Here is a 20,482-nt window from a genome sequence, read left to right on the forward strand (position 1 = left end):
ATTACTTAGCTTTTTCTACAATTTGTACTAATCTCCATCTCTTGGTGCGTGACAAAGGACGGGTCTCCATAATCTGCACGGTATCACCTACATGAGCTTCATTCTTCTCGTCATGTGCATGGTATTTCTTTGTCTTCTGGACAAATTTACCATAAATAGGGTGTTTTTCCTTAAACTTCGATGCAACTACAATGGTTTTATCCATCTTGTCACTGATCACAACACCCTGTCTTACTTTTCTTAAATTTCTTGTTTCCATCTGGGTCATTACTTAACAAGTTCTCTCTGACGAAGTTCTGTCTTCATGCGTGCGATATCACGACGAACAGCTTTAATCTGCATCGGATTCTCAAGCGGAGTGACCTGATGGTTAAGCTTCATATTGTGCAAAGCTGCCTCTGTCTGCTCCAGCTTCTCGCGCAAGTCCTTGTCGGCGAGTTGTTTAATTTCATTAATCTTCATACTACTTAAGCGTTTTTATCGTAATCACGTCTTACAATAAACTTTGTTTTAACAGGAAGCTTCTGTGCTGCAAGGCGAAGTGCCTCTTTAGCAACATCAAAGCTAACTCCTTCTACTTCAAAGAGGATGCGACCCGGTGTAACCGGTGCTACCCATCCTGCAGGATCTCCCTTTCCTTTACCCATACGGACATCTGCAGGCTTGCGAGTGATTGGTTTGTCAGGGAAAATGCGAATCCACACCTGTCCCTCACGGTTCATGTAACGATTGACAGCAACACGAGCTGCCTCTATCTGGCGGCTGTCGAGCCATTTGGCTTCAAGAGTCTTGATGCCAAATGATCCGAAGACCAGTTGTGTACCTCTATGAGCGTTGCCCTTCTTGCCACGCCCATCCTGAGGCCTTCTGTATTTTACTCTTTTTGGCTGTAACATTGTAGCTTCTTCTTTTAACGGTTATTACTTCTTCTACGACCACCGCGTCCCTGACGGCCGCTGCTACGGTTGCCACCCTTGTTCTCCTGTGTGAAGTTTGGTGACAAATCACGCTTTCCGTAAACCTCACCACGGCAAATCCACACCTTGATGCCCAGAAGACCTACCTTAGTCAGAGCCTCTGTCTGACAATAGTCGATGTCTGCGCGGAATGTATGCAGAGGTGTACGTCCTTCCTTGAACATCTCCGTACGGGCCATCTCGGCACCGTTCAGACGACCGGAAATCTGCACTTTAATACCCTCGGCACCAGCACGCATGGTGTTCTGAACGGCCATCTTGATTGCACGGCGATAAGCCATCATGTGCTCAATTTGACTGGCAATGTTTTTAGCTACGATTGTAGCGTCAAGCTCCGGCTTTTTCACCTCGAAGATGTTGATTTGAATATCCTTCTTAAAAAGGTTCTTCAACTCTTCCTTGAGCCTGTCTACATCTTGGCCACCTTTACCAATGACGATACCCGGACGGGCAGTGCAAATAGTGATGGTTACCAGTTTCAAGGTGCGTTCGATGACAATACGAGAAACGCTGGCTTTCTCCAAGCGTTTGTTCAGATACTTGCGGATTTTCTTGTCCTCCACGAGGTTATCTCCGAAGTCCTTGCCACCAAACCAATTTGAATCCCATCCACGAATAATTCCGAGACGGTTGCTTATTGGATTAACTTTCTGTCCCATTCTATTTAATCTTTTACGTCATTAGTTTTGGCATCAACAAACAGCGTCACATGGTTAGAACGCTTGCGGATTCTGTAACCACGTCCCTGAGGTGCCGGCCTCATGCGTTTCATCGTTACGCCTTCATCTACGAAGACCTTACTTATAAAGAGTTCTCCATCTTCTGCCTTGCGTTCGTTCTTGGTTTCCCAGTTTGCAATGGCCGAGCGCAGCAGCTTCTCTACGTCAGCAGCAGCATGCTTCTTGGAGAATCTCAACACTCCAAGCGCACGGTTAACCTCCATTCCACGAATCATGTCTACAACGTAGCGCATCTTGCGTGGGGAGGAGGGAACGCCTTTCAGCTTGGCAAAGTATTGATTTTTGCGGGCTTCCTTTAACTTTTCAGCCGCGATATGTTTTCTTGCTCCCATTATTGAATTTGCTTGTTTTAAATGGATTCTCCCCTGTTACTTATTTATTGTTACCGGAGTGACCACCGAAGCGACGTGTTGGAGAAAATTCTCCAAGTTTGTGCCCCACCATGTTCTCGGTAATGTAAACAGGGATAAATTTATTTCCGTTATGAACTGCAACAGTGTGACCCACAAAATCTGGGGATATCACCGATGCCCTGGCCCAAGTTTTAACAACACTCTTCTTTCCACTTTCGTTCATGGCAAGAATTTTCTTCTCGAGCGATACGTTGATATATGGACCTTTTTTAAGTGAACGACTCATAATTTACTCTGATTAACTTAATTACTTCTTATTAGCTCTCTCAATGATATACTTGTTTGAAAGCTTCTTAGGCCTGCGAGTCTTGAGACCCTTTGAATACAAGCCCTTGCGTGAGCGTGGGTGTCCACCAGACTGGCGACCTTCACCACCACCCATTGGGTGATCAACAGGGTTCATAGACACACCACGGTTGTGTGGACGACGACCCAACCAACGTGAACGACCGGCCTTACCCGAACGCTCCAATCCATGGTCTGAGTTGCCTACACTACCTATAGTAGCCTTACAAGCAGAGAGTATCAGACGAGTCTCTCCGGAAGGAAGCTTGATAACGCAGTAAGCGCCATCACGCGAAGTTAACTGAGCAAAGTTACCAGCCGAACGAACGAGCAAAGCACCCTGACCCGGACGTAATTCAATGTTGTGAATTACAGTACCTACAGGAATGTTAGACAAGGGGAGGGAATTACCAACCTCGGGGGCTGCCTCAGCACCCGACATCACGGTCATACCCACCTGAAGTCCGTTAGGAGCAATGATGTAACGTTTCTCACCATCTGCATAGTACAACAGAGCAATGCGGGCAGACCGGTTAGGGTCATACTCGATTGTCTTGACTACAGCAGGAACACCATCTTTCTCTCGTTTGAAGTCGATGAAACGAAACTTTTGCTTGTGACCACCACCAATGTAGCGAACGGTCATCTTGCCTGTATTGTTTCGACCACCGGACTTACGTTTGCCGTAAACGAGAGACTTTTCTGGCACGGATGCAGTAATTTCTTCGAACGTGCCAATAACTTTGTGTCTTTGTCCCGGTGTAACCGGTTTAAATTTACGTACTGCCATTTCTTATTTATATATTGCTGTAAAAATCAATTGTCTCACCTTCTTTCAGGGTGACGATAGCTTTTTTGAACGCACTCTTCTGGCCTTTCACAAGACCGGCCTTCGTATAGCGGCTCGAGCGCTTTCCTGCATAGCTCGCAGTGTTCACGTCTACTACAGTAACATGATACAGATCTTCGACCTCTTTCTTAATCTCGAGTTTATTAGCCTCCGGGCGAACAACGAAGCCATAACGGTTGGGTTGCTTCTCTGTAATCTTGGTCATCTTCTCAGTGACCAGGGGCTTGATGATAAATGCCATAATTCTAATCTCCTCTTATTATTTGTTTAAGATGTCGTCGATGGTCTTCAAGGAGCCCTCTGTTATAACAAGAACATCTGCATTCAAAACCTTGTAGGTATTGATTGCATTTGCTGTCATAACTTCAGCTTTCTGAATATTACGAGCTGACAAATATACATTTTTATTTACTTCTGGCAAAACAACAAGTGTCTTCTTGCCATCAACTTTAAGATTTTTAGTAATATTTACGAAATCTTTTGTCTTCGGAGCCTCAATATCGATATCTTCTACAATGATAATTGCGTTATCCTTAGCCTTATAAGACAATGCTGATTTGCGGGCAAGAGCTTTTACCTTCTTGTTGAGCTTGAAACTATAGTCGTGGGGCTGAGGGCCAAATACGCGACCACCACCTACGAGCACCGGTGAGTTGATATCACCACGACGTGCACCGCCACTTCCCTTCTGACGAATCAGCTTGCGGGTAGAGCCGGCACGCTCACTTCTCTCTTTTGTTTTGGCAGTTCCCTGGCGTTGAGCTGCAAGATAGTGCTTTACATCCAAGTAAATTACATGATCGTTAGGCTCTATTCCAAAGATAGCATCATTCAAGGTTGCCTTTCTTCCGGTCTCCTGACCGTTGATATTTAAAACACTAACTTCCATTACTTCTCAATTAAAACAGTTGAACCTTTGCAACCGGCGAAAGAACCCTTAACAATAAGGAGATTCTGCTCCGGAATTACCTTTAACACCTTGAGATTCCGTGTCTTTACACGGTCACCTCCCATTTGGCCACCCATGCGCATACCTTTGAACACTTTGGCAGGGTAAGAACAGGCACCAATAGATCCCGGCTTGCGGGCACGGTCATCCTGTCCGTGGGTCCTCTGACCTACACCGGCAAAACCGTGACGTTTAACAACGCCCTGAAAACCTTTTCCTTTCGATGTACCTACCACGTTCACGAAGTCTGCATCAGCAAACAGTTCTACCGTGATGGCATCACCGAGGTTGTAATCCTCTTCAAACTTGAACTCGGCCAAGTGCTTCTTTGGTGTTGTACCGGCTTTCTTGAAAATTCCAGCCATAGGCTTTGTGGTACGGCTTTTCTTAGCTTCACCAAAACCTATCTGCACGGCTTCATAACCATCATTCTCAACGGTTTTTACCTGAGTAACAACACAAGGGCCAGCTTCGATAACAGTGCACGGTACATTCTTACCGTCGGCACTGAAAACGGATGTCATTCCGATTTTTCTTCCAATTAATCCTGGCATTTCAATAAATGTTTATAATGAAATATAAATTATTAATATTGGTAACTCGTAATTCTAATTACTATACCTTGATTTCAACTTCTACTCCTGAAGGCAATTCCAACTTCATCAAAGAGTCCACGGTCTTGCCCGTTGCACTGTAGATGTCGATCAGACGCTTGAAGTCTGACAGCTGAAACTGCTCACGGGCCTTTTTGTTAACAAAGGTAGAGCGGTTAACAGTGTAAATGCGTTTGCGTGTTGGCAATGGAATAGGACCGCTGACGATAGCGCCGGTAGCCTTGACAGCCTTGACGATTTGCTCAGCCGACTTGTCAACCAATTGATGATCATAGCTCTTCAGCTTGATACGAATTTTCTGACTCATATTATGTACTTTAATTAAAATGTTATAGTATACAGCTGAAAGGTATGCTGCTTAAGAGTCGTTCGCTAAGCAGCACCTTTTCAACCTCATCTTATTTCTTCATTTCCTCCAACACAGCATCTGCCAGCGACTGAGACAGCGGAGCGTGGTGATCATATTCCATAGAACTGGTAGCACGACCAGAAGTAATCGTACGCAACGCGGTTACGTAGCCAAACATTTCCGAAAGTGGAACCATGGCCTTCACGATGCGTGCACCGCTACGTCCCTCGTCCATACCTTGTACCATACCGCGACGCTTGTTCAAGTCACCAATCACATCACCCATGTTCTCTTCAGGCGTAACAACCTCTACCTTCATGATTGGCTCCATCAAAACGGGGCCTGCCTTCTGACAGCAGTTCCTGAATGCAGCATGAGCAGCGAGTTCGAATGAAATTTGGTCTGAGTCAACCGGGTGGAAGCTACCGTCCACGAGGGTTACCTTCATATCGGTCATTGGGAATCCGCCAAGCACACCGGCCTTCATGCAGTCCTTGAAACCTTTTTCTACTGAAGGAATAAACTCCTTAGGCACATTTCCACCCTTCACCTCGTTCACAAACTGCAAGTCGCCCTCTGTGTAATCGGGATCCTTCGGGCCGATGTTTACGATAATATCGGCGAACTTACCACGACCACCACTCTGCTTCTTGTAAACTTCACGCCAGCCATCAACATTCTTGGTAATAGCCTCCTTGTAGTTCACCTGGGGCTTGCCCTGGTTACATTCTACCTTAAATTCACGCTTCAGACGGTCAACGATAATGTCTAAGTGAAGCTCACCCATACCCGAGATAATGGTCTGTCCACTCTGCTCGTCAGTATGAACGGTGAATGTCGGGTCTTCCTCAGAGAGCTTGGCCAACCCGTTGTCGAGTTTGGCAATGTCAGCCTGGCTCTTGGGCTCTACGGCAATGGAAATCACGGTGTCCGGGAATGTCATGGACTCGAGTACAATTGGATTGGCCTCGTCACACAGGGTGTCACCCGTACGGATATCCTTGAATCCTACACCTGCACCAATATCGCCGGCGTCAATGCTCTCCATGGAAATCTCCTCATGAGAGTTCATCTGGAACAGACGGCTGATGCGCTCGCGCTTGCCGGTGCGGGGGTTGTAGACATACGAACCGGCAACTACCTTACCGGAATAAACGCGGAAGTATACCAAGCGTCCCATGAAGGGGTCTGTGGCAATCTTGAAGGCCAGTGCCGACGTAGGAGCGTCCTCGCTCGGCTTGCGATCTTCTTCTTCACCGCTGTCGGGGTTTGTTCCCACAATGTTGTCTGTATCAGCTGGAGAAGGCAGGAAAGCGCAGATATAGTCGAGCAGTGGCTGTACACCCTTGTTCTTATAAGAAGAACCGAGCAACACAGGCGTGCACTCCATCGTCAAACATCCCTTGCGCAGTGTCTTCAGCACTTCTTCCTCTGTAATGGTAGAAGGATCCTCAAGATACTTCTCCATCAAGTCGTCGTCATAGCTGGCAGCACTCTCGAGCATCTTGTCGCGCCATTCCTCGGCTTCGTCAACGAGCTCAGCAGGAATATCCTCCTCGTCATACGCTGCACCCATTGTTTCATCGTGCCACAGAATAGCCTTCATCTTGATCAGGTCTACTACACCCCTGAAGTTCTCTTCTGCGCCGATAGGAATCTGCACGGGAATCGGATTAGCACCCAATACATCCTTCATCTGCTGAACCGTCTCGAAGAAATCAGCTCCTGAGCGGTCCATCTTGTTCACATATCCTATACGGGGAACATTATACTTGTCTGCCTGACGCCACACCGTCTCACTCTGTGGCTGAACACCATCAGCGGCCGAGTATGTAGCTACGGCACCATCGAGTACACGCAGTGAACGCTCCACCTCAGCGGTGAAGTCAACGTGTCCCGGAGTGTCAATCAGGTTGATTTTGAAAGCCTTACCATTCCAGTTCCAGTTACATGTCGTAGCAGCAGAAGTAATGGTGATACCACGCTCTTGCTCCTGCGCCATCCAGTCCATTGTGGCTGCACCATCATGTACCTCACCTATTTTATGAGTCTTTCCTGTATAGAACAGAATACGCTCTGATGTCGTTGTCTTACCGGCATCGATGTGAGCCATAATACCGATGTTGCGAGTCAAATGTAAATCGCGAATTGCCATTGTCTTATTATCCTTTTTTGAAATGTCTGAAATTAGAATCTGAAGTGAGCAAACGCACGGTTGGCCTCAGCCATACGGTGCATGTCCTCCTTACGTTTGTATGCGCCACCCTGATTGTTGTAGGCATCCATAATCTCTGCGGCCAACTTCTCGGCCATGCTCTTGCCACCACGCTTACGGGCAAAGGCAATCATGTTCTTCATTGAAACACTCTCTTTACGGCTCGAACGGATTTCCGTAGGAACCTGGAATGTAGCACCGCCGATACGACGACTCTTCACCTCCACCATAGGTGTGATGTTATCAAGAGCCTGCTTCCATATCTCCAAGGGAGTCTTCTCTTCCTTCTCCATCTTGGTCTTGACGATATCAAGAGCTTGGTAGAAAATGCTGTACGATACATTCTTTTTACCATCGTACATCAAGTGATTAACGAACTTGGAAACCTTCTGGTCGCCGAACACTGGATCCGGAAGGACCACGTGCTTTTTTGGTTTTGCTTTTCTCATTTTGTAATCAAATAAATTCTGTCTGGGGCTGTCATTGCATGATCTTCAACACTCACTCCTGAGTATTTACTCAACCGGAACTAACTTCTCCAGCAAAACTAAAATAAAAATAATTTTAAAAAGCCTTGAGCCCCTGGCCTGAAGCATTTGCTTGCGACCCTCGGCTCTCGGCAGAGATGTTTTTACTTCTTCGCCTTCGGACGTTTGGCTCCATACTTGGAACGACGCTGGGTGCGGTTAGCCACACCGGCTGTATCCAAAGAACCGCGAACGATGTGATAGCGCACACCGGGAAGATCTTTCACACGGCCACCACGTACCAAGACAATTGAGTGCTCCTGAAGATTATGTCCCTCTCCGGGAATGTAGGAGTTCACTTCCTTCTGATTTGTCAAGCGCACACGGGCAACCTTACGCATTGCCGAATTAGGCTTCTTGGGCGTAGTGGTGTACACACGTACACAAACACCACGTCGCTGCGGACATCCGTCCAGGGCAGGCGACTTGCTCTTTTCCTTCAGAACACTTCTGCCCTTACGTACCAACTGTTGAATTGTAGGCATAATTTTAAATTTTAATTTTATATATTATTTTATTCGAAATCAATGCATTACGGGCAAAGAGACACCATACCCACTTCATAGGTATGCATACAATACACCCGTTTCGGGGTGCAAAGGTACAAATATTCCACGAAAACACCTACTTAAAAGAAAATAAAACAACAAGCAGTTTTTTATTTTACACTTATTTAACTTTCGTTTAAAAAGATTTAAGGGGCCGTCGGTAATGTATCGATGGCCCCTTGAAGTTCGGTAATGAATCCGAGTTGTTTAATACATGAAAATCCGCACATCCTTGATGCTACCCGGGGCACCCTGTTCAGCACGTGGCAAATAGTCGAGGGCCGAGACGGTTTGCTGACTGCCAAGATCGATAACGAGCAAATGGGGGAAGCCGCTACCCGGAATGGTCTGCCAGTAGGTCGACTCCTGCAAGTCAAACACTTTGTCTCCCGTGTGGTTGCCCATATCGCTCTCACTGTCAGCATACTTCGTCGTCCATGGCTCACGGCTGATGCGTTGGCCGTCAGTGTTCTGCAAATAAAGCTCGGCAACGGCAGAAACATCCTTGCCGTCCTGGTTACTCGTAATCTCGATGGCGAAATAACGACCCCGCGCGGACATGTCAAACTTGACCGTCTGCCATCCGTTGCCACCTTTCATGGCACCTGCAAACACAGGCGTCATGGAGTTGAGGTCGGGTTTGTCGCCGATGTTGTTGTGCTTGTTGCTCTTCTCCAACTGCAACTTATCGAGCTCTGGACGATCCTGCCCCCAAAGCGTGGGGTTATCGGTGCCCACAACATCGAGCACCACAATCTCATTCTTACCCTTCTTCAGCCATGCGCCGGGGCAGTAAAGTGTCTGCTGCGGGCCGATGCGCCAAAAACGGCCGAGGGCATGACCATTGACATAAACCTGGCCCTTGCCGAAGTTCTCCATATTAATAAAGGTGTCGCCCACTTTCCTGAGGTTGAACGTGCCGACGTATGCGCCGGGATAGCGCGACCCGTTCTTCACGTCGGTAGCAAAGGCTATATCGTTGTGAGGCAACTTGAGACGTGAGAGAATGGTGTCTGCCTCGTCGGGCACGAGGTCAATGGTCCAGTCTTTGAGGTCGTAGGTCAGCTCATGACCTCCGGACTGTGTGCTGATCGTCACGTTTCGCGTAATGCCCTTAAAATCCTTGATAGCTCTGCCGAAATTGATGCGCCCCATGGCCTCCACGAGAATCGTAAGCTGCGAACCGACCTTCACAGCGGGCAGCATAAGTGTTTTCTCATTTCTCACACGGTCTATCTTACCGATATATTCGCTGTTGATAAAAATCTGTGCATAGTCGTGGGCATCGTTCAGCGTGAGCAGACTGGGCTGGGAAATCTCCGGAAGAGTCGTGGTGTAGAATGCCGAGCCCCACCCCATATCCATTTCCTCAAAAGTCTTCACGTCGCGACTCTTCACCTGGCGAGTGGCCAGCTGCCGCATCGTCTTGGCCTGGGTGAGCGTCACCTTGGAGAAGCTCACGAGAGGCATCGGAGCCTTGGGCACAGCAGGCATGCGCTTGCCGTCGTTGTATTTCTCCATCATTTTGCGCAGCTCCCAGAATTTCGGCGTCACCTGTCCGTACTCATTGATAGGTGCGTCGTAGTCATAAGAGGTGACGTCCGGGGCAAATCCGGGCGAATTGGCGCCTGCCCAATGGCCAAACGAGGTACCACCGTGGGTCATATAGAGCGAAAACGATATGCCCTTGGACAGCATCTCGTCGATACCGGCCACCATGTCCTTGGCAGGTCGCGTTTCATGGCGCGCACCCCACTTGTCAAACCATCCGCTCCAAAACTCCGAACACATTTTCGGCGCGTCGGGACGGAGTTCTCCCAGACGCATGAACTGGGCATCAATATTCGCTCCGGTGCCAAAATTCATCGTCCAGATAAGGTCTTCCAGCCCATTTTTCTCAAAATTGGAAGCCCAGTCACATTGGAACAATGCCGGCCCCCTGCCGTTGGTGTACCAGTATTTTCTGAGCACATCACGAATCTGCCCAACATATTTCTTATCCTCCCCGTAAGAGCCATACTCATTCTCCACCTGAACCATGATAATAGGCCCTCCGTTCTGTATGGTCAGCGGTGCCAGCTGTTCAGCAACCTTCTGCTCAAAGATTTCCACACGTTCCATAAAATAGGGATCCGACTCGCGCAGTCTGATGTCCTTCTTCTTCAGCAGCCACCAAGGCAGTCCGCCCATTTCCCACTCGGCACACACGTATGGCCCGGGGCGCACAATGATATACATGCCGTTCTTCTGCGTCAGGCGGCAGAATGCAGCCACGTCGCTGTTGCCACTGAAATCGAACTCGCCTTCTCGTTGCTCGTGGATATTCCAAAACACATACAGGCATATCGTGTTCATACCGAGTGCCTTGCACATCTTGATGCGGTGATCCCAGTAGGCACGCGGTATGCGCGGGTAGTGCAACTCAGCAGCTTTGACCACAAACGGCCTGTTGTTGAGCAAGAACGTGCCCTTGCCCACGGTGAAATCGCCGGGGGCAGCAGTTGTTTTACCCGTTATGGGACACAAAGTCAATAACAGGAAGAATAATAAGGTAGAAATACGTTTAAGAAGCTTCATGATTCGATATTATTGTTTCGTGTCACAAAGATAATCATTTATTTGCATTTAAGTACCTCCACCCCCATAAAAAACTCCTCCGCACCGCTCTGCGGTATCTTAGAATATCCGAAGAATATATTTCATGGACAAAAGGCTCATCGCAAAAAATCTCACATTCTTGCTTCGCAAGATTAATCTCAGAATATCTCCTAAACCCACGCGCAGCAAAATAATAAGTGAAGAAAGAAGAGTGAAGAAAGAAGAAGCATCGCGCACAGCCTAATTGTGAATTATAAATTTTGACGAGTTGATGAGCTTGCGAATAATTGTGAATTGATACGCGCAGCCCAATTATGAATTGTGAATTGTGAATTGCAAACGCGCAGCCTAATTTTGAATTGTGAATTGTGAATTTTGAATTAAAAAACCGCAGGCCTTCTTCTCGAAAACCTGCGGGAGCATTGTTATTGTTGATTATTCAATCGAGTTTAGTCGATGACAATCTTAGAGGTCTGAACGTTGGTGCCGTCAGTGGCCTTGATGAGGTAAACACCTGCGGGAACACGTCCCTTCAGCTTCTCTGCGTCGAGCGGCAGGCTAAAGGTGCCCATCTTGATGCCAGAGAGATCGTAAACCTCAGCTTGACCCTTGGTCAGCGTGGTGGTCAATCCCTCGATACCGGTTACAGAACCAAGAATCTTAGCGTAATCCGTCTCAGGAGTGTCCACGAATACGAAGCGGTTTGCCTGTACGCCATCCACCTCTCCGGTGAAGAAGTACTTGGCCTTGTTGTCAACAAACGGAGTAACCGTCTCGTTCTTCAAGTCAACCAACTTCAGATTCTGATAGTCCAGACTCCATGCGTTCAGCTCCATGTTATAGGTGTCACCCTTGGTGGTTTCAACACTGAACGTGCTTCCTATCAACGAAGGCAAACTGGAAATCTGTACATTCTTACCGTCAGAGGTTGTAGCAAATACAGAAGGTTCGCCCATGTTCAGCTTCTCACTCTCCAATTGCGAGTCGTAGGCTGGTGTGGCGTCCTCTTCCTGGTATGTCCAGAACTTGTCAACCACCTTGCCATTATCCATTGCCACCATGATACTACCACGGTTAAAGTCATCTTCCATGACAAATGACTTGGCGCGTAGTGGTGCAGCCTCAGACTTCAATCCCTTGTAAGGAATGGTGAGTGTACCTGTATTCGTACTGTACACAGGGTTGTTGTATTTCACCATGAACCCTTGCATAGGTGCCAGTGTACTGGTAACACCATTCTCACCAGCCTTGTCAATGTTCACAGCTTCATAGCCACCCTTTACTTTTACAGACTGTCCATTCTGGTTCTTCCATTCATCCCAGCTACCTGTGGTGTAGATGTAAACCGTGTTGTCCATCTTAACACCATCTTCACCAGATGCTAACTTAATGCTCTTGATGTCCACGCCAGCCATGAACGAGTTACCAACGATGTTGTAACCCAGTCCGTAACGCTTGGCATTATCATCTGCAGCAGTTGATTTAGTAACGATGTCTGCTTGTCGTGTCAGGGTGATTTCCTGATTACAGAGGTTCAGCTCACCTTGTATCTGACGAACACCATTACTGCCATCCAATACAGGAGCAATTTCGTAGCCCTTGAAGGCGGTCATGTCGTCTGTAGGCATCACATCGATCCACTTCTGATAGTAGTGATTGGGATCGTTCTTCTTCTCATCGTAGAGACGAACCTTCACACCCTTGAACACAGGACTCTTCTTTACTTCCTTCACAGGAATACCAATGTACTGCCAGTCAAACTCAGCCCATATATCCTTTCCATGGTCCGGTGAGGTGGCGTCCTTATCGTCCGTTGTCTTGTTGTCCGGGCGATACTTGCCTAATGGCTTGAACTCTACAGAGGCAAACACTTTAGTGTTGCATGCATTTTCATTGTTCAAGATGAACGTACCCACCTTCTTGCCGTCGGTAGATGTCTTCATCACAAGTTTGTCCTTGTCAGCGTCTGTGCCGAAGCCTTCCACGCTCTTCACGGTCAAGCCACCATCAGCGGGAACAACTACAGCTGGGTGACCAGGTGTCTTTTCAGTAGCACCTTCCACAAACTTCTTGTCCGGCGCGTTATTCACCAACTTGTTTGCAGAGATAAACTTACCAGCAGGCAAGTGCAGGTCGCGCTCTGCCTCCTTCTTCTCACCCTTTATGTCGGGCTGGTTATTGGCAAAGATGATGTCCTGTCCATCCTTAGGAACATCTTTGGTCCAGTTCTCTTTGTTATTGAAGTCGTTGTCCACGCCACCAATCCAATAGTTATAGCCGCAGGCATTCACTTCGGGGTCGTAAGCAGAACCAGCACCTTGTCCACCCTTGGCAGCCTTTGGTACACCGTTTTCATCTACTTCACCCTTGATGACACCGTCCTCAACCATGTCCTCAGTGATGTCTTTGTTATCACCTTCAACTGCATCAGGACAGCCGTCGCCGTCACTGTCGGCATCAAAGAAGTTAGGAATACCGTCCATATCATCATCGCATGGCAGCATAATCGTTACCACAGTGTTCACCATACCCGTTTGGTCAGGAGACTGTGTAAACGCAAAGTACTTCTTGCCGGGTTCAGTGTTCAAGTACGACAATGCTACATCATTAGTAAGATTTACGTCCTTGTTATTTATCAGCACTTTCTTGGTGCCTTGATTCTCATAGACGGTGTAACGGTCATCGTCCATTTTGGTATACAACGCGGTCTGCGACAACGCATGCTCATTGGTGAGAACGTTGATACCAAACTGGTTGTCCTGGTGGAACGATGAAACTGGTGTGCTTTGCATCAACACGTACGGATGCATGGTTCCTCCAATTTCCCAAGTGGTTACAGTTCTGTCGTTATTGGTTCTAAAGCGATCTCTATCCACAGAATAGTTTTGAACCGTTACGACTACTCTACCCGTGCCAGCTTCGTATCCAAACTTATCGGAGAGGTCTACAGTATAAGCCTCGTCACCCGTTGCTGCTTTTGCACCAATCACAGTAGGCAACAAGGTAAGCACCCTACCAGTCTTAGGATTAGGATTGAGATAGTTCTCATCCTTCACAATATTAGCGAAGAGTTGCTGAGTCTTCACATCGTCTCTATAACGTATCCACTTGCTTTCACCTAAGCCGCTTTTGTCAACCGTCGGTGTGAGGTTGGATTCTGCAATGTCTGCACACTCCACAGTATTCAATATACCGTCATCGTCCCAGTCAAGATCACCAGGAGCCACAACGCATGGCTTGAAGAATATCTGCGCACCGGTGCTCTGTGCGTACTGGCGTGTCTCGTCATAGGCACCCACGCAATCGTATGTATACTCAGTCTTGTCGCCATCGGTCATGCTCTTCACGATGATGGTGTAGAGATAACCCTCTTCAACCTTGTTAGATGGGAAGAGTTTGTCGCCCTTGATGATAACATTGTCTGGGAATTCCTCGACCGTTACCTTCTTGGTGCCGTTCTGTACATAGCCGGTGATATTTCCGTCTTTATCGTAAACAGGTTCCAAGTTGGGAATTTCTTTTTCAATAGGAACTCTTTCTTTTAGCGTTTCCGCTACGGCGCCTTCTACAATTCTTTCGGTGCTGTGTCCTTTCTGTTTCCATACATCGTAGGTAAAGGTGAACGGACCCTCTCCACCAATACTTTGGAACTTAGCCCAATATTCTGTATTGCCGGCACAGTAGGATGCGTACGTTCTGCTCACGCCTGGCTTGTCACTGTCGTTGGTGATGATGTCGGCATGTGGTTTCAGCACGTCAACCTCTGGACGAAGTTCAATTGGCTTACAGTCTACCTTCACACCTTGCCCTTTGTCGCCTATCTCAGCGTCGGTGGGGGAGGTGTAACCCTGATCAGCCGCTACGTTTGGCTCGGTAGGAACCTTAGGGTCGGTAGCGTAACCTTCATTGTCACCCTTATCATTCAGCCTTAAATTGGTAGTATAGGAATTATAGACTAATTGCAACTTGGTGTTGGATATCGTGATAGGATTAAAGCCCTTCTTACCTGAGGGAACAGCGATGTCTGCACCCCAAACAGCAGCACTCAGCTTTTTGCTGGTACTCATTCCTTGGTTGCCATAGAACACACAGCCATCCAACTTGTCGATGACATCTTTTGCAAATACTCCACCAAGACCACTACGTGTATAAACATAAATGGCACCACCGCTTCCGTCTGCTCCATAATCACCATCAGCAATGTTATTCACAAACTTAGCATTGACAATCTCACAATTTCTTTCCTGTGCTATATAAAGGTGTAAAGCACCTCCTTGACCATTGTTGTTACCTTGCTTTCCACCATTCAGCTCAAGTGTGGCTTGGTTTTGGTAGAATACATCATTCGTAGACCAGAAACCACTTGACCAGTCGGAACCTGAGTCGTCCTTGAGACGAATGGCACCACCTTCTACAGCTTTGTTGCCATAATATTTATTGTTGGCTGACTTCACATAAGCGTTATTAAAACTGTAGATGGCTCCACCCATACCATTGGCAGTGTTGCCATTGAAAATACTATTCTTCACATCGGTACCAATGCAAGCATTGTCTACAAAAATGGCACCACCGCCAGACCATCCAGAGGCTGAGTTTTCCTTGAAGATACAATTGTTGATAAATACCGGGAAGTTAGCGCCAACCTGTGCGATGGCACCACCGTTTTCAGCTTTATTGCTTTCGAACAGACAGTTGGTGAAATTAAATTTACCATCTTTTACACTGTAACCAGAGCCAGCAAGGAATACTGCACCACCTTGCTTTGTACTTGTGTTGCTCACAAACTTACAGTTGGTGAAGTCACCATAGCCGCTCTCCACATTCACGGCACCACCGTTGTCGCTACCAACGGAACTTGTGGTATGATTGTGGATGAACATACAGTTCTTCACGTCGAACTTGCCCTGCTGTATACCGATTGACAAGGCATTGGCTTGTGCATCGCAACTGTTGTTCTCGAAATAACAGCCTTCCACCAACAGGCTTTTTGCATTGTTCGCTATACGGAAGGCACCGCCGTATTTAGAGCCACTGTTGTTACAGAACACAGTGTTGGTAACCTTGACATTGCCGTCTTGGTTTGCGATATAGAGTGCACCACCTTGATTCTTCGATTTATTGCCTTTGAAGTTACAGTTGTCTATTGTTACATCCACCGGAGCTGATGCATCTTCATCTTGAATCTGAAGCGCACCACCAGCATTGGTCGCAATATTGCCCTCGAACTCATTGTTGATGAAGGTAATTGTGCGGCGACCAGTTCCTGTTGGGATGTAGGCAGCTTTTCCTCCGCTCTGAACAGTAACAGCACCACCGGCGTCACCTGATATACATTTGTGGAACTGGTTGTTCTTGAACACTACCTCATGACATGACTGAACTCTGAAAGCTCCACCAATTCCTGATGTGGTATTGCGGAAGATAGAATTGGTGACACTTACTTTCTTAAAGCTTTGCAAAGAGATGGTTGTGATTTGCTGTCCAGCCGTACCACCAAGGTTGCGGTTCACCTGCACATGGTCGAGATTGACATAGGAATTGTCTTCTCCATCGGATGGTTTGTAGTTTCTCGCACCAATCACCGCATATTTCTGGTCTGGTCCCAAGTGGTTGATGTCATGAAACGTAACATATTTCATGTCAATCTGTATGTTCGTCGGCTTATATATAGTATTCTCGTTGAACACCAAGAAGCCACCACCTGTTGCACCTACGCGATCGCCTTGTAACACCTCTACACGTTCTATCTTAATCTTGGGATTTTTCATATTACCGAAGAAATAAATAGCTCCGCACAGAGACGACTTGTAATATTTAATGGAACAGTCGATCATCTCCAAATAAGGATTGTCATACCCATTGTTATCAAAGGTAATCAATGCGCCATCACCAGAGCCACCCACAAAGTTTTTAGAGTCGAACGTAATACCGTGCATAATCAACCCCTGATTGTGGTTGTTGGTTCGGAATACAGATGTTTTGATCACATCTTTCGATACAAATTTAGTCACATGCCGCTGAGGGTTGCTGTTACATGTATCTTGAGGCAGCGTTTGTGAGCCTGGCGTGGGATATCCACCCATGAGCCACAACGTCTGTCCTTCTTTTGACAAGACGTAAAAGCCTTTGTTTCTTTTGTTGCCATCGGAATACTTAATCGCATCTGTCTCACTCACGTCATACTCACCCTCTGCCAAATAAATTTTGACCTGTGTGTTTGCATTGTTCTCAGCTGTATTCAATGCTTGCTTGAGGGTTTTGTATGCATCGTTCCACGAAGAGCCATTACGCTAGTCGTTACCTGTCTTGGCAGACACGAAAAGCTCCAACGGCGGCTCTGTTTTCTGCTGTGCTTGTGCCCCAAGTGCCATGAAGCACGCGAGCAGCATCGTCAGCATATACCTTGCTGGTAATAAATGTTTCATGTTGTTTGTTGTATTTTTTGTTTTACTTTTAACTTCTCTCTCTTCCATACTACGCATCGACAGCCATGTTTTGCAGGCAGATGCGTTATGTTTCAGTAGACTTTATCTATCTCCCCAAGGAGAATCAGAATATTCAAAGTCCTCAAAATCATCAAATTCTCCACGCTTGGCACCTAAGGAGGGATCGTTGTTTGGATCATAAGGACTTGTAGCTGCTCCTGGGTCGCCACCATTTGCTGCCAATAACATCATGCTTGGACTTACATACGTTTTTTTTGCCATGTTAAATTTTTGTTTTATAAATTATTGTAGTATATATCTTTTTATGAATCGCTGTAGATGAACATTATCCAAGGGCTCAACAACACACTGGTCTATCCAGCTTGCATAACCCCTCACCATGTTGCGTATAGCGCTGTCGCTATTTCAAAGGTTTACGGGTTATATATATAGCAAAATGGAATGATATACGCATACCATCACCACGTCGTCAAAAAGCCCGTATGACGAACAATGCAAAATTACGCATTACGAATGGCGTAAATGAACGATTAAATATCAAAACGATAAATACTTCTATCTTACCCCCCTCTAATTTGTTAACACTTATTAATTAAAACGCTTTAGGGTTAATATTTGTATAAGCAAGCCTTGTGCATACTTTATTTTTAATATTTTTACAAAAATTAAAGCTGCTGTGCTATAGACTTGTAAACTTTTAGACCATGAAATTTTACAATTTGAACAAACACCGCCAGTGTCCCAATTTCATTGGGTCCAAGCCCATGGGCTTTGCCTTGTTCACCGGCATTCATGGTGAGCGTATAGACGATATTCTACCCGTACCTGTGATGCTATTTGTGATCAGTGGCAAACTCAAGCTATGCTATCCAAAGAACGTGGAAATTGTGGTCAATGCCGGTGAAATGGTGACTGCCGTGTTCGCAAAGGACTCGTATGTCACGACAATGGAAGACAGTGTATGTATGCGGCTCTACCTGCAGGGCGACGGACTGGACTTTTGTCACCGCATTGTGAACTCGGATTTGTTGGTGAAGCGAAGCGAACAATCCAGAGAGCACGGCAGGACGTTACCCATGATCCCCGAGATACAAGCCATCATACGACAGATGACGGGATATATCACCGATGGTCTGATGTGCTGCGAAGTGCATGCCATGAAGCAGCAAGAGTTGGCTGCTGTGCTGCAAGCCTATTACAGCCCATCGGATTTGTTGCCGTTTATCGCGCCTATCTACGACCCCAACGCAGGATTCTACAACGATGTGATGAGACTGGCCAACGATTATCTGCCCGTGAAAGAGATGGCTTCGCTGCTGAACATGAGCTATCCCACGTTTATCAGGCGTTTCCGCAAGGTATTCAAAGAGACGCCGTTGGAGTGGCAGTCGAAACATCGCATGAAACAACTCACAGACATGTTGCGCAACACGGCACACACGGAACAGGAGATTGCCGACGAACTAAAATTCTCTACGGTGCAGAACATGCGGGTTTTCTGCAAGTCCAGATGCGGGCAGACGCCGGCGCAGGTTAGAAATTCATAATCCTTTGCAATTCAAAATTCACAATTCATAATTCATAATTGGGCTGGCGCTTAGTAATTCAAAATTATTCGCAAGCTCATCAACTCGTCACAATTCATAATTCAAAATTAGGCTGCGCGATGCTTCTTTGTTCTTCACTCTTCCCTCTTCATTCTTCACTCTTCCCTCTTCATTTTTCACTCTTCACTCTCCTTTCTTCACTTTTCTTTCTTCAGTTTCTTATATTTTTACCGTTTTTTGATCATTGTTTTCGAGTCATCCAGCGCAAAAAGAGCCATCTTTTTTCGTCTAAAACGGCCCGTGCAATGCCAAAAATCGTAAGGCTGCCGCGATTGAGACCTTCTCACGGTATGGTTAGGACTTATCAGCAACGCAAAAGAGCATTAGTCACACTGTGGTTAAAGCCTTGTCGTCACACCGTTTGATACTCAATCGCAGGTGGCAAAATGGGGAAACAAAGGGAGTTTTTGAAAAGAAGCTGACTGTCAGGCATTTACAAGCCGTCGCAATTTTTGCGTATTTCAGACGAAGACAAACTTATTTTTAAATAAGCGAATTTGAGAGGGGTGTTTGTTCACATATTTTACCTTTTCTAAATTTAGCTTGCGAATAATTGTGAATTACAAACGCGCAGCCTAATTGTAAATTGTGAATTTTGAATTTTGAATTTTGAATTGAAAAAACTCCTCCGCTCGGCTTCGCCGAATCTTAGAATATCCGAAGAATATCTTTCATGGGCAAAAGGCTCATCGCAGAATATCTCACATTCTTGCTTCGCAAGATTAATCTCAGAATATCACCTAACACCGCGCGCAGCAAAATGATAAATGAAGAAAGGAGAGGGAAGAAAGAAGAGGGAAGAGGGAAGAGGGAAGAAAGAAGAATCATTGCGAAGCAAAATGATAAATGAAGAAAGAAGAGTGAAGAAAGAAGAATCATTGCGAAGCAAAATGATAAATGAAGAAAGAAGAGTGAAGAACGAAGAATCATCGCGCCAGCAAAATTGTGAATTGAAAATTGTGAATTGTGAATTATTTCCATACCTTTGCAGCAACACGAAAGAACGCTTAAACATTTTAGAACACAAAAAAACGTATTGAACAATGGAAGACAACAACCAACAAGTGAAAATAGAACTGAATCCGGAGGTGGCTTCAGGTGAGTATTCCAATTTAGCTATGATCAATCACTCCTCCAGTGAGTTTGTTATTGATTTTGCTCACATGCTCCCGATTGCTCCACCACAGATTTTCAGTCGTGTCATCATGGCACCAGAGCACACCAAGCGCCTGCTCTTTGCCCTGCAAGAGAACATTGCTCGCTATGAAAAGGAGTTTGGCGAAATTAAGTTGCCACAGGCACCCATGCCAAGCAATGGCGACACCATCGCACCGTTCGGAACGGGCAAGGCATAGTATGTTGCC

The 20,482-nt window shown here is 46.5% G+C and carries 21 protein-coding genes; 3 read left to right on the top strand and 18 right to left on the bottom strand.

Annotated elements, in window-relative coordinates:
* Position 1: 1 nt before the first annotated feature.
* The 18 genes from rpsQ to HMPREF0645_RS13660 all read right to left on the bottom strand — a co-directional run bounded on the left by rpsQ (position 2) and on the right by HMPREF0645_RS13660 (position 17,772).
* Positions 2-259 carry a 30S ribosomal protein S17 gene (gene rpsQ / locus HMPREF0645_RS08205; protein ID WP_066264744.1) on the bottom strand — a complete coding sequence of 86 codons (258 nt, stop codon included), beginning with the start codon at positions 257-259 and terminating at the stop codon, positions 2-4.
* 8 nt (positions 260-267) lie between these two features.
* Positions 268-462, bottom strand: coding sequence for a 50S ribosomal protein L29 (gene rpmC, locus HMPREF0645_RS08210; protein WP_007174497.1), 195 nt, complete (start codon positions 460-462; stop codon positions 268-270).
* Positions 463-467: 5 nt separating this feature from the next.
* Positions 468-896 (bottom strand): 50S ribosomal protein L16, encoded by a 429-nt coding sequence (gene rplP, locus HMPREF0645_RS08215; RefSeq protein ID WP_007174498.1) that lies wholly within the window; start codon positions 894-896, stop codon positions 468-470.
* 14 nt (positions 897-910) lie between these two features.
* Entirely contained in the window at positions 911-1,636 is a 726-nt protein-coding gene (rpsC, locus tag HMPREF0645_RS08220; protein ID WP_007174499.1) for a 30S ribosomal protein S3, read from the bottom strand.
* A gap of 5 nt (positions 1,637-1,641) precedes the next feature.
* Complete coding sequence (gene rplV, locus HMPREF0645_RS08225) at positions 1,642-2,049, bottom strand: 50S ribosomal protein L22 (RefSeq protein WP_007174500.1); 408 nt, start codon at positions 2,047-2,049, stop codon at positions 1,642-1,644.
* Positions 2,050-2,089: 40 nt separating this feature from the next.
* Positions 2,090-2,356 (bottom strand): 30S ribosomal protein S19, encoded by a 267-nt coding sequence (rpsS, locus tag HMPREF0645_RS08230; protein WP_007174501.1) that lies wholly within the window; start codon positions 2,354-2,356, stop codon positions 2,090-2,092.
* Positions 2,357-2,377: 21 nt separating this feature from the next.
* Entirely contained in the window at positions 2,378-3,205 is an 828-nt protein-coding gene (rplB, locus tag HMPREF0645_RS08235; protein ID WP_007174502.1) for a 50S ribosomal protein L2, read from the bottom strand.
* A 7-nt stretch (positions 3,206-3,212) separates the two neighbouring features.
* Entirely contained in the window at positions 3,213-3,506 is a 294-nt protein-coding gene (gene rplW, locus HMPREF0645_RS08240; RefSeq protein ID WP_007174503.1) for a 50S ribosomal protein L23, read from the bottom strand.
* Between the two features lie 18 nt (positions 3,507-3,524).
* On the bottom strand, positions 3,525-4,154 hold the full coding sequence (gene rplD / locus HMPREF0645_RS08245; protein ID WP_007174504.1) for a 50S ribosomal protein L4: 630 nt from the start codon (positions 4,152-4,154) through the stop codon (positions 3,525-3,527).
* Positions 4,154-4,768, bottom strand: coding sequence for a 50S ribosomal protein L3 (rplC, locus tag HMPREF0645_RS08250; protein WP_007174505.1), 615 nt, complete (start codon positions 4,766-4,768; stop codon positions 4,154-4,156). Before rplC ends, rplD begins: the two co-directional genes overlap by 1 nt.
* 61 nt (positions 4,769-4,829) lie before the next feature.
* On the bottom strand, positions 4,830-5,135 hold the full coding sequence (rpsJ, locus tag HMPREF0645_RS08255) for a 30S ribosomal protein S10 (protein ID WP_007174506.1): 306 nt from the start codon (positions 5,133-5,135) through the stop codon (positions 4,830-4,832).
* 91 nt (positions 5,136-5,226) lie between these two features.
* Positions 5,227-7,332, bottom strand: coding sequence for an elongation factor G (gene fusA / locus HMPREF0645_RS08260; RefSeq protein ID WP_007174507.1), 2,106 nt, complete (start codon positions 7,330-7,332; stop codon positions 5,227-5,229).
* A gap of 32 nt (positions 7,333-7,364) precedes the next feature.
* The gene (gene rpsG, locus HMPREF0645_RS08265) at positions 7,365-7,841 is read right to left on the bottom strand and encodes a 30S ribosomal protein S7 (RefSeq protein WP_007174508.1); all 477 of its coding nucleotides are present in this window, start codon (positions 7,839-7,841) and stop codon (positions 7,365-7,367) included.
* Positions 7,842-8,023: 182 nt separating this feature from the next.
* A complete protein-coding gene (gene rpsL, locus HMPREF0645_RS08270; protein WP_007174509.1) occupies positions 8,024-8,404 on the bottom strand; it encodes a 30S ribosomal protein S12 in 381 nt (126 codons plus the stop codon).
* A gap of 270 nt (positions 8,405-8,674) precedes the next feature.
* Entirely contained in the window at positions 8,675-11,044 is a 2,370-nt protein-coding gene (locus HMPREF0645_RS08275; RefSeq protein WP_007174510.1) for a beta-galactosidase, read from the bottom strand.
* A gap of 470 nt (positions 11,045-11,514) precedes the next feature.
* Complete coding sequence (locus HMPREF0645_RS08280; protein ID WP_007174512.1) at positions 11,515-17,307, bottom strand: T9SS type A sorting domain-containing protein; 5,793 nt, start codon at positions 17,305-17,307, stop codon at positions 11,515-11,517.
* A gap of 48 nt (positions 17,308-17,355) precedes the next feature.
* Positions 17,356-17,490, bottom strand: a complete 135-nt coding sequence (locus tag HMPREF0645_RS14330) for a hypothetical protein (RefSeq protein ID WP_272866893.1) — start codon at positions 17,488-17,490, stop codon at positions 17,356-17,358.
* A 102-nt stretch (positions 17,491-17,592) separates the two neighbouring features.
* Positions 17,593-17,772 (bottom strand): hypothetical protein, encoded by a 180-nt coding sequence (locus HMPREF0645_RS13660; RefSeq protein ID WP_007174514.1) that lies wholly within the window; start codon positions 17,770-17,772, stop codon positions 17,593-17,595.
* Positions 17,773-18,215: 443 nt separating this feature from the next.
* On the opposite strand from HMPREF0645_RS13660, the gene HMPREF0645_RS08290 reads away from it, so the two are divergent.
* The 3 genes from HMPREF0645_RS08290 to HMPREF0645_RS08295 all read left to right on the top strand — a co-directional run bounded on the left by HMPREF0645_RS08290 (position 18,216) and on the right by HMPREF0645_RS08295 (position 20,473).
* A complete protein-coding gene (locus HMPREF0645_RS08290; protein WP_007174515.1) occupies positions 18,216-19,058 on the top strand; it encodes a helix-turn-helix domain-containing protein in 843 nt (280 codons plus the stop codon).
* An 827-nt stretch (positions 19,059-19,885) separates the two neighbouring features.
* Positions 19,886-20,158, top strand: coding sequence for a hypothetical protein (locus tag HMPREF0645_RS13665; protein WP_007174516.1), 273 nt, complete (start codon positions 19,886-19,888; stop codon positions 20,156-20,158).
* Positions 20,159-20,161: 3 nt separating this feature from the next.
* A complete protein-coding gene (locus tag HMPREF0645_RS08295; protein WP_007174517.1) occupies positions 20,162-20,473 on the top strand; it encodes a DUF3467 domain-containing protein in 312 nt (103 codons plus the stop codon).
* Positions 20,474-20,482 lie beyond the last annotated feature (9 nt).

This window comes from Hallella bergensis DSM 17361 (assembly GCF_000160535.1).
GTDB lineage: Bacteria > Bacteroidota > Bacteroidia > Bacteroidales > Bacteroidaceae > Prevotella > Prevotella bergensis.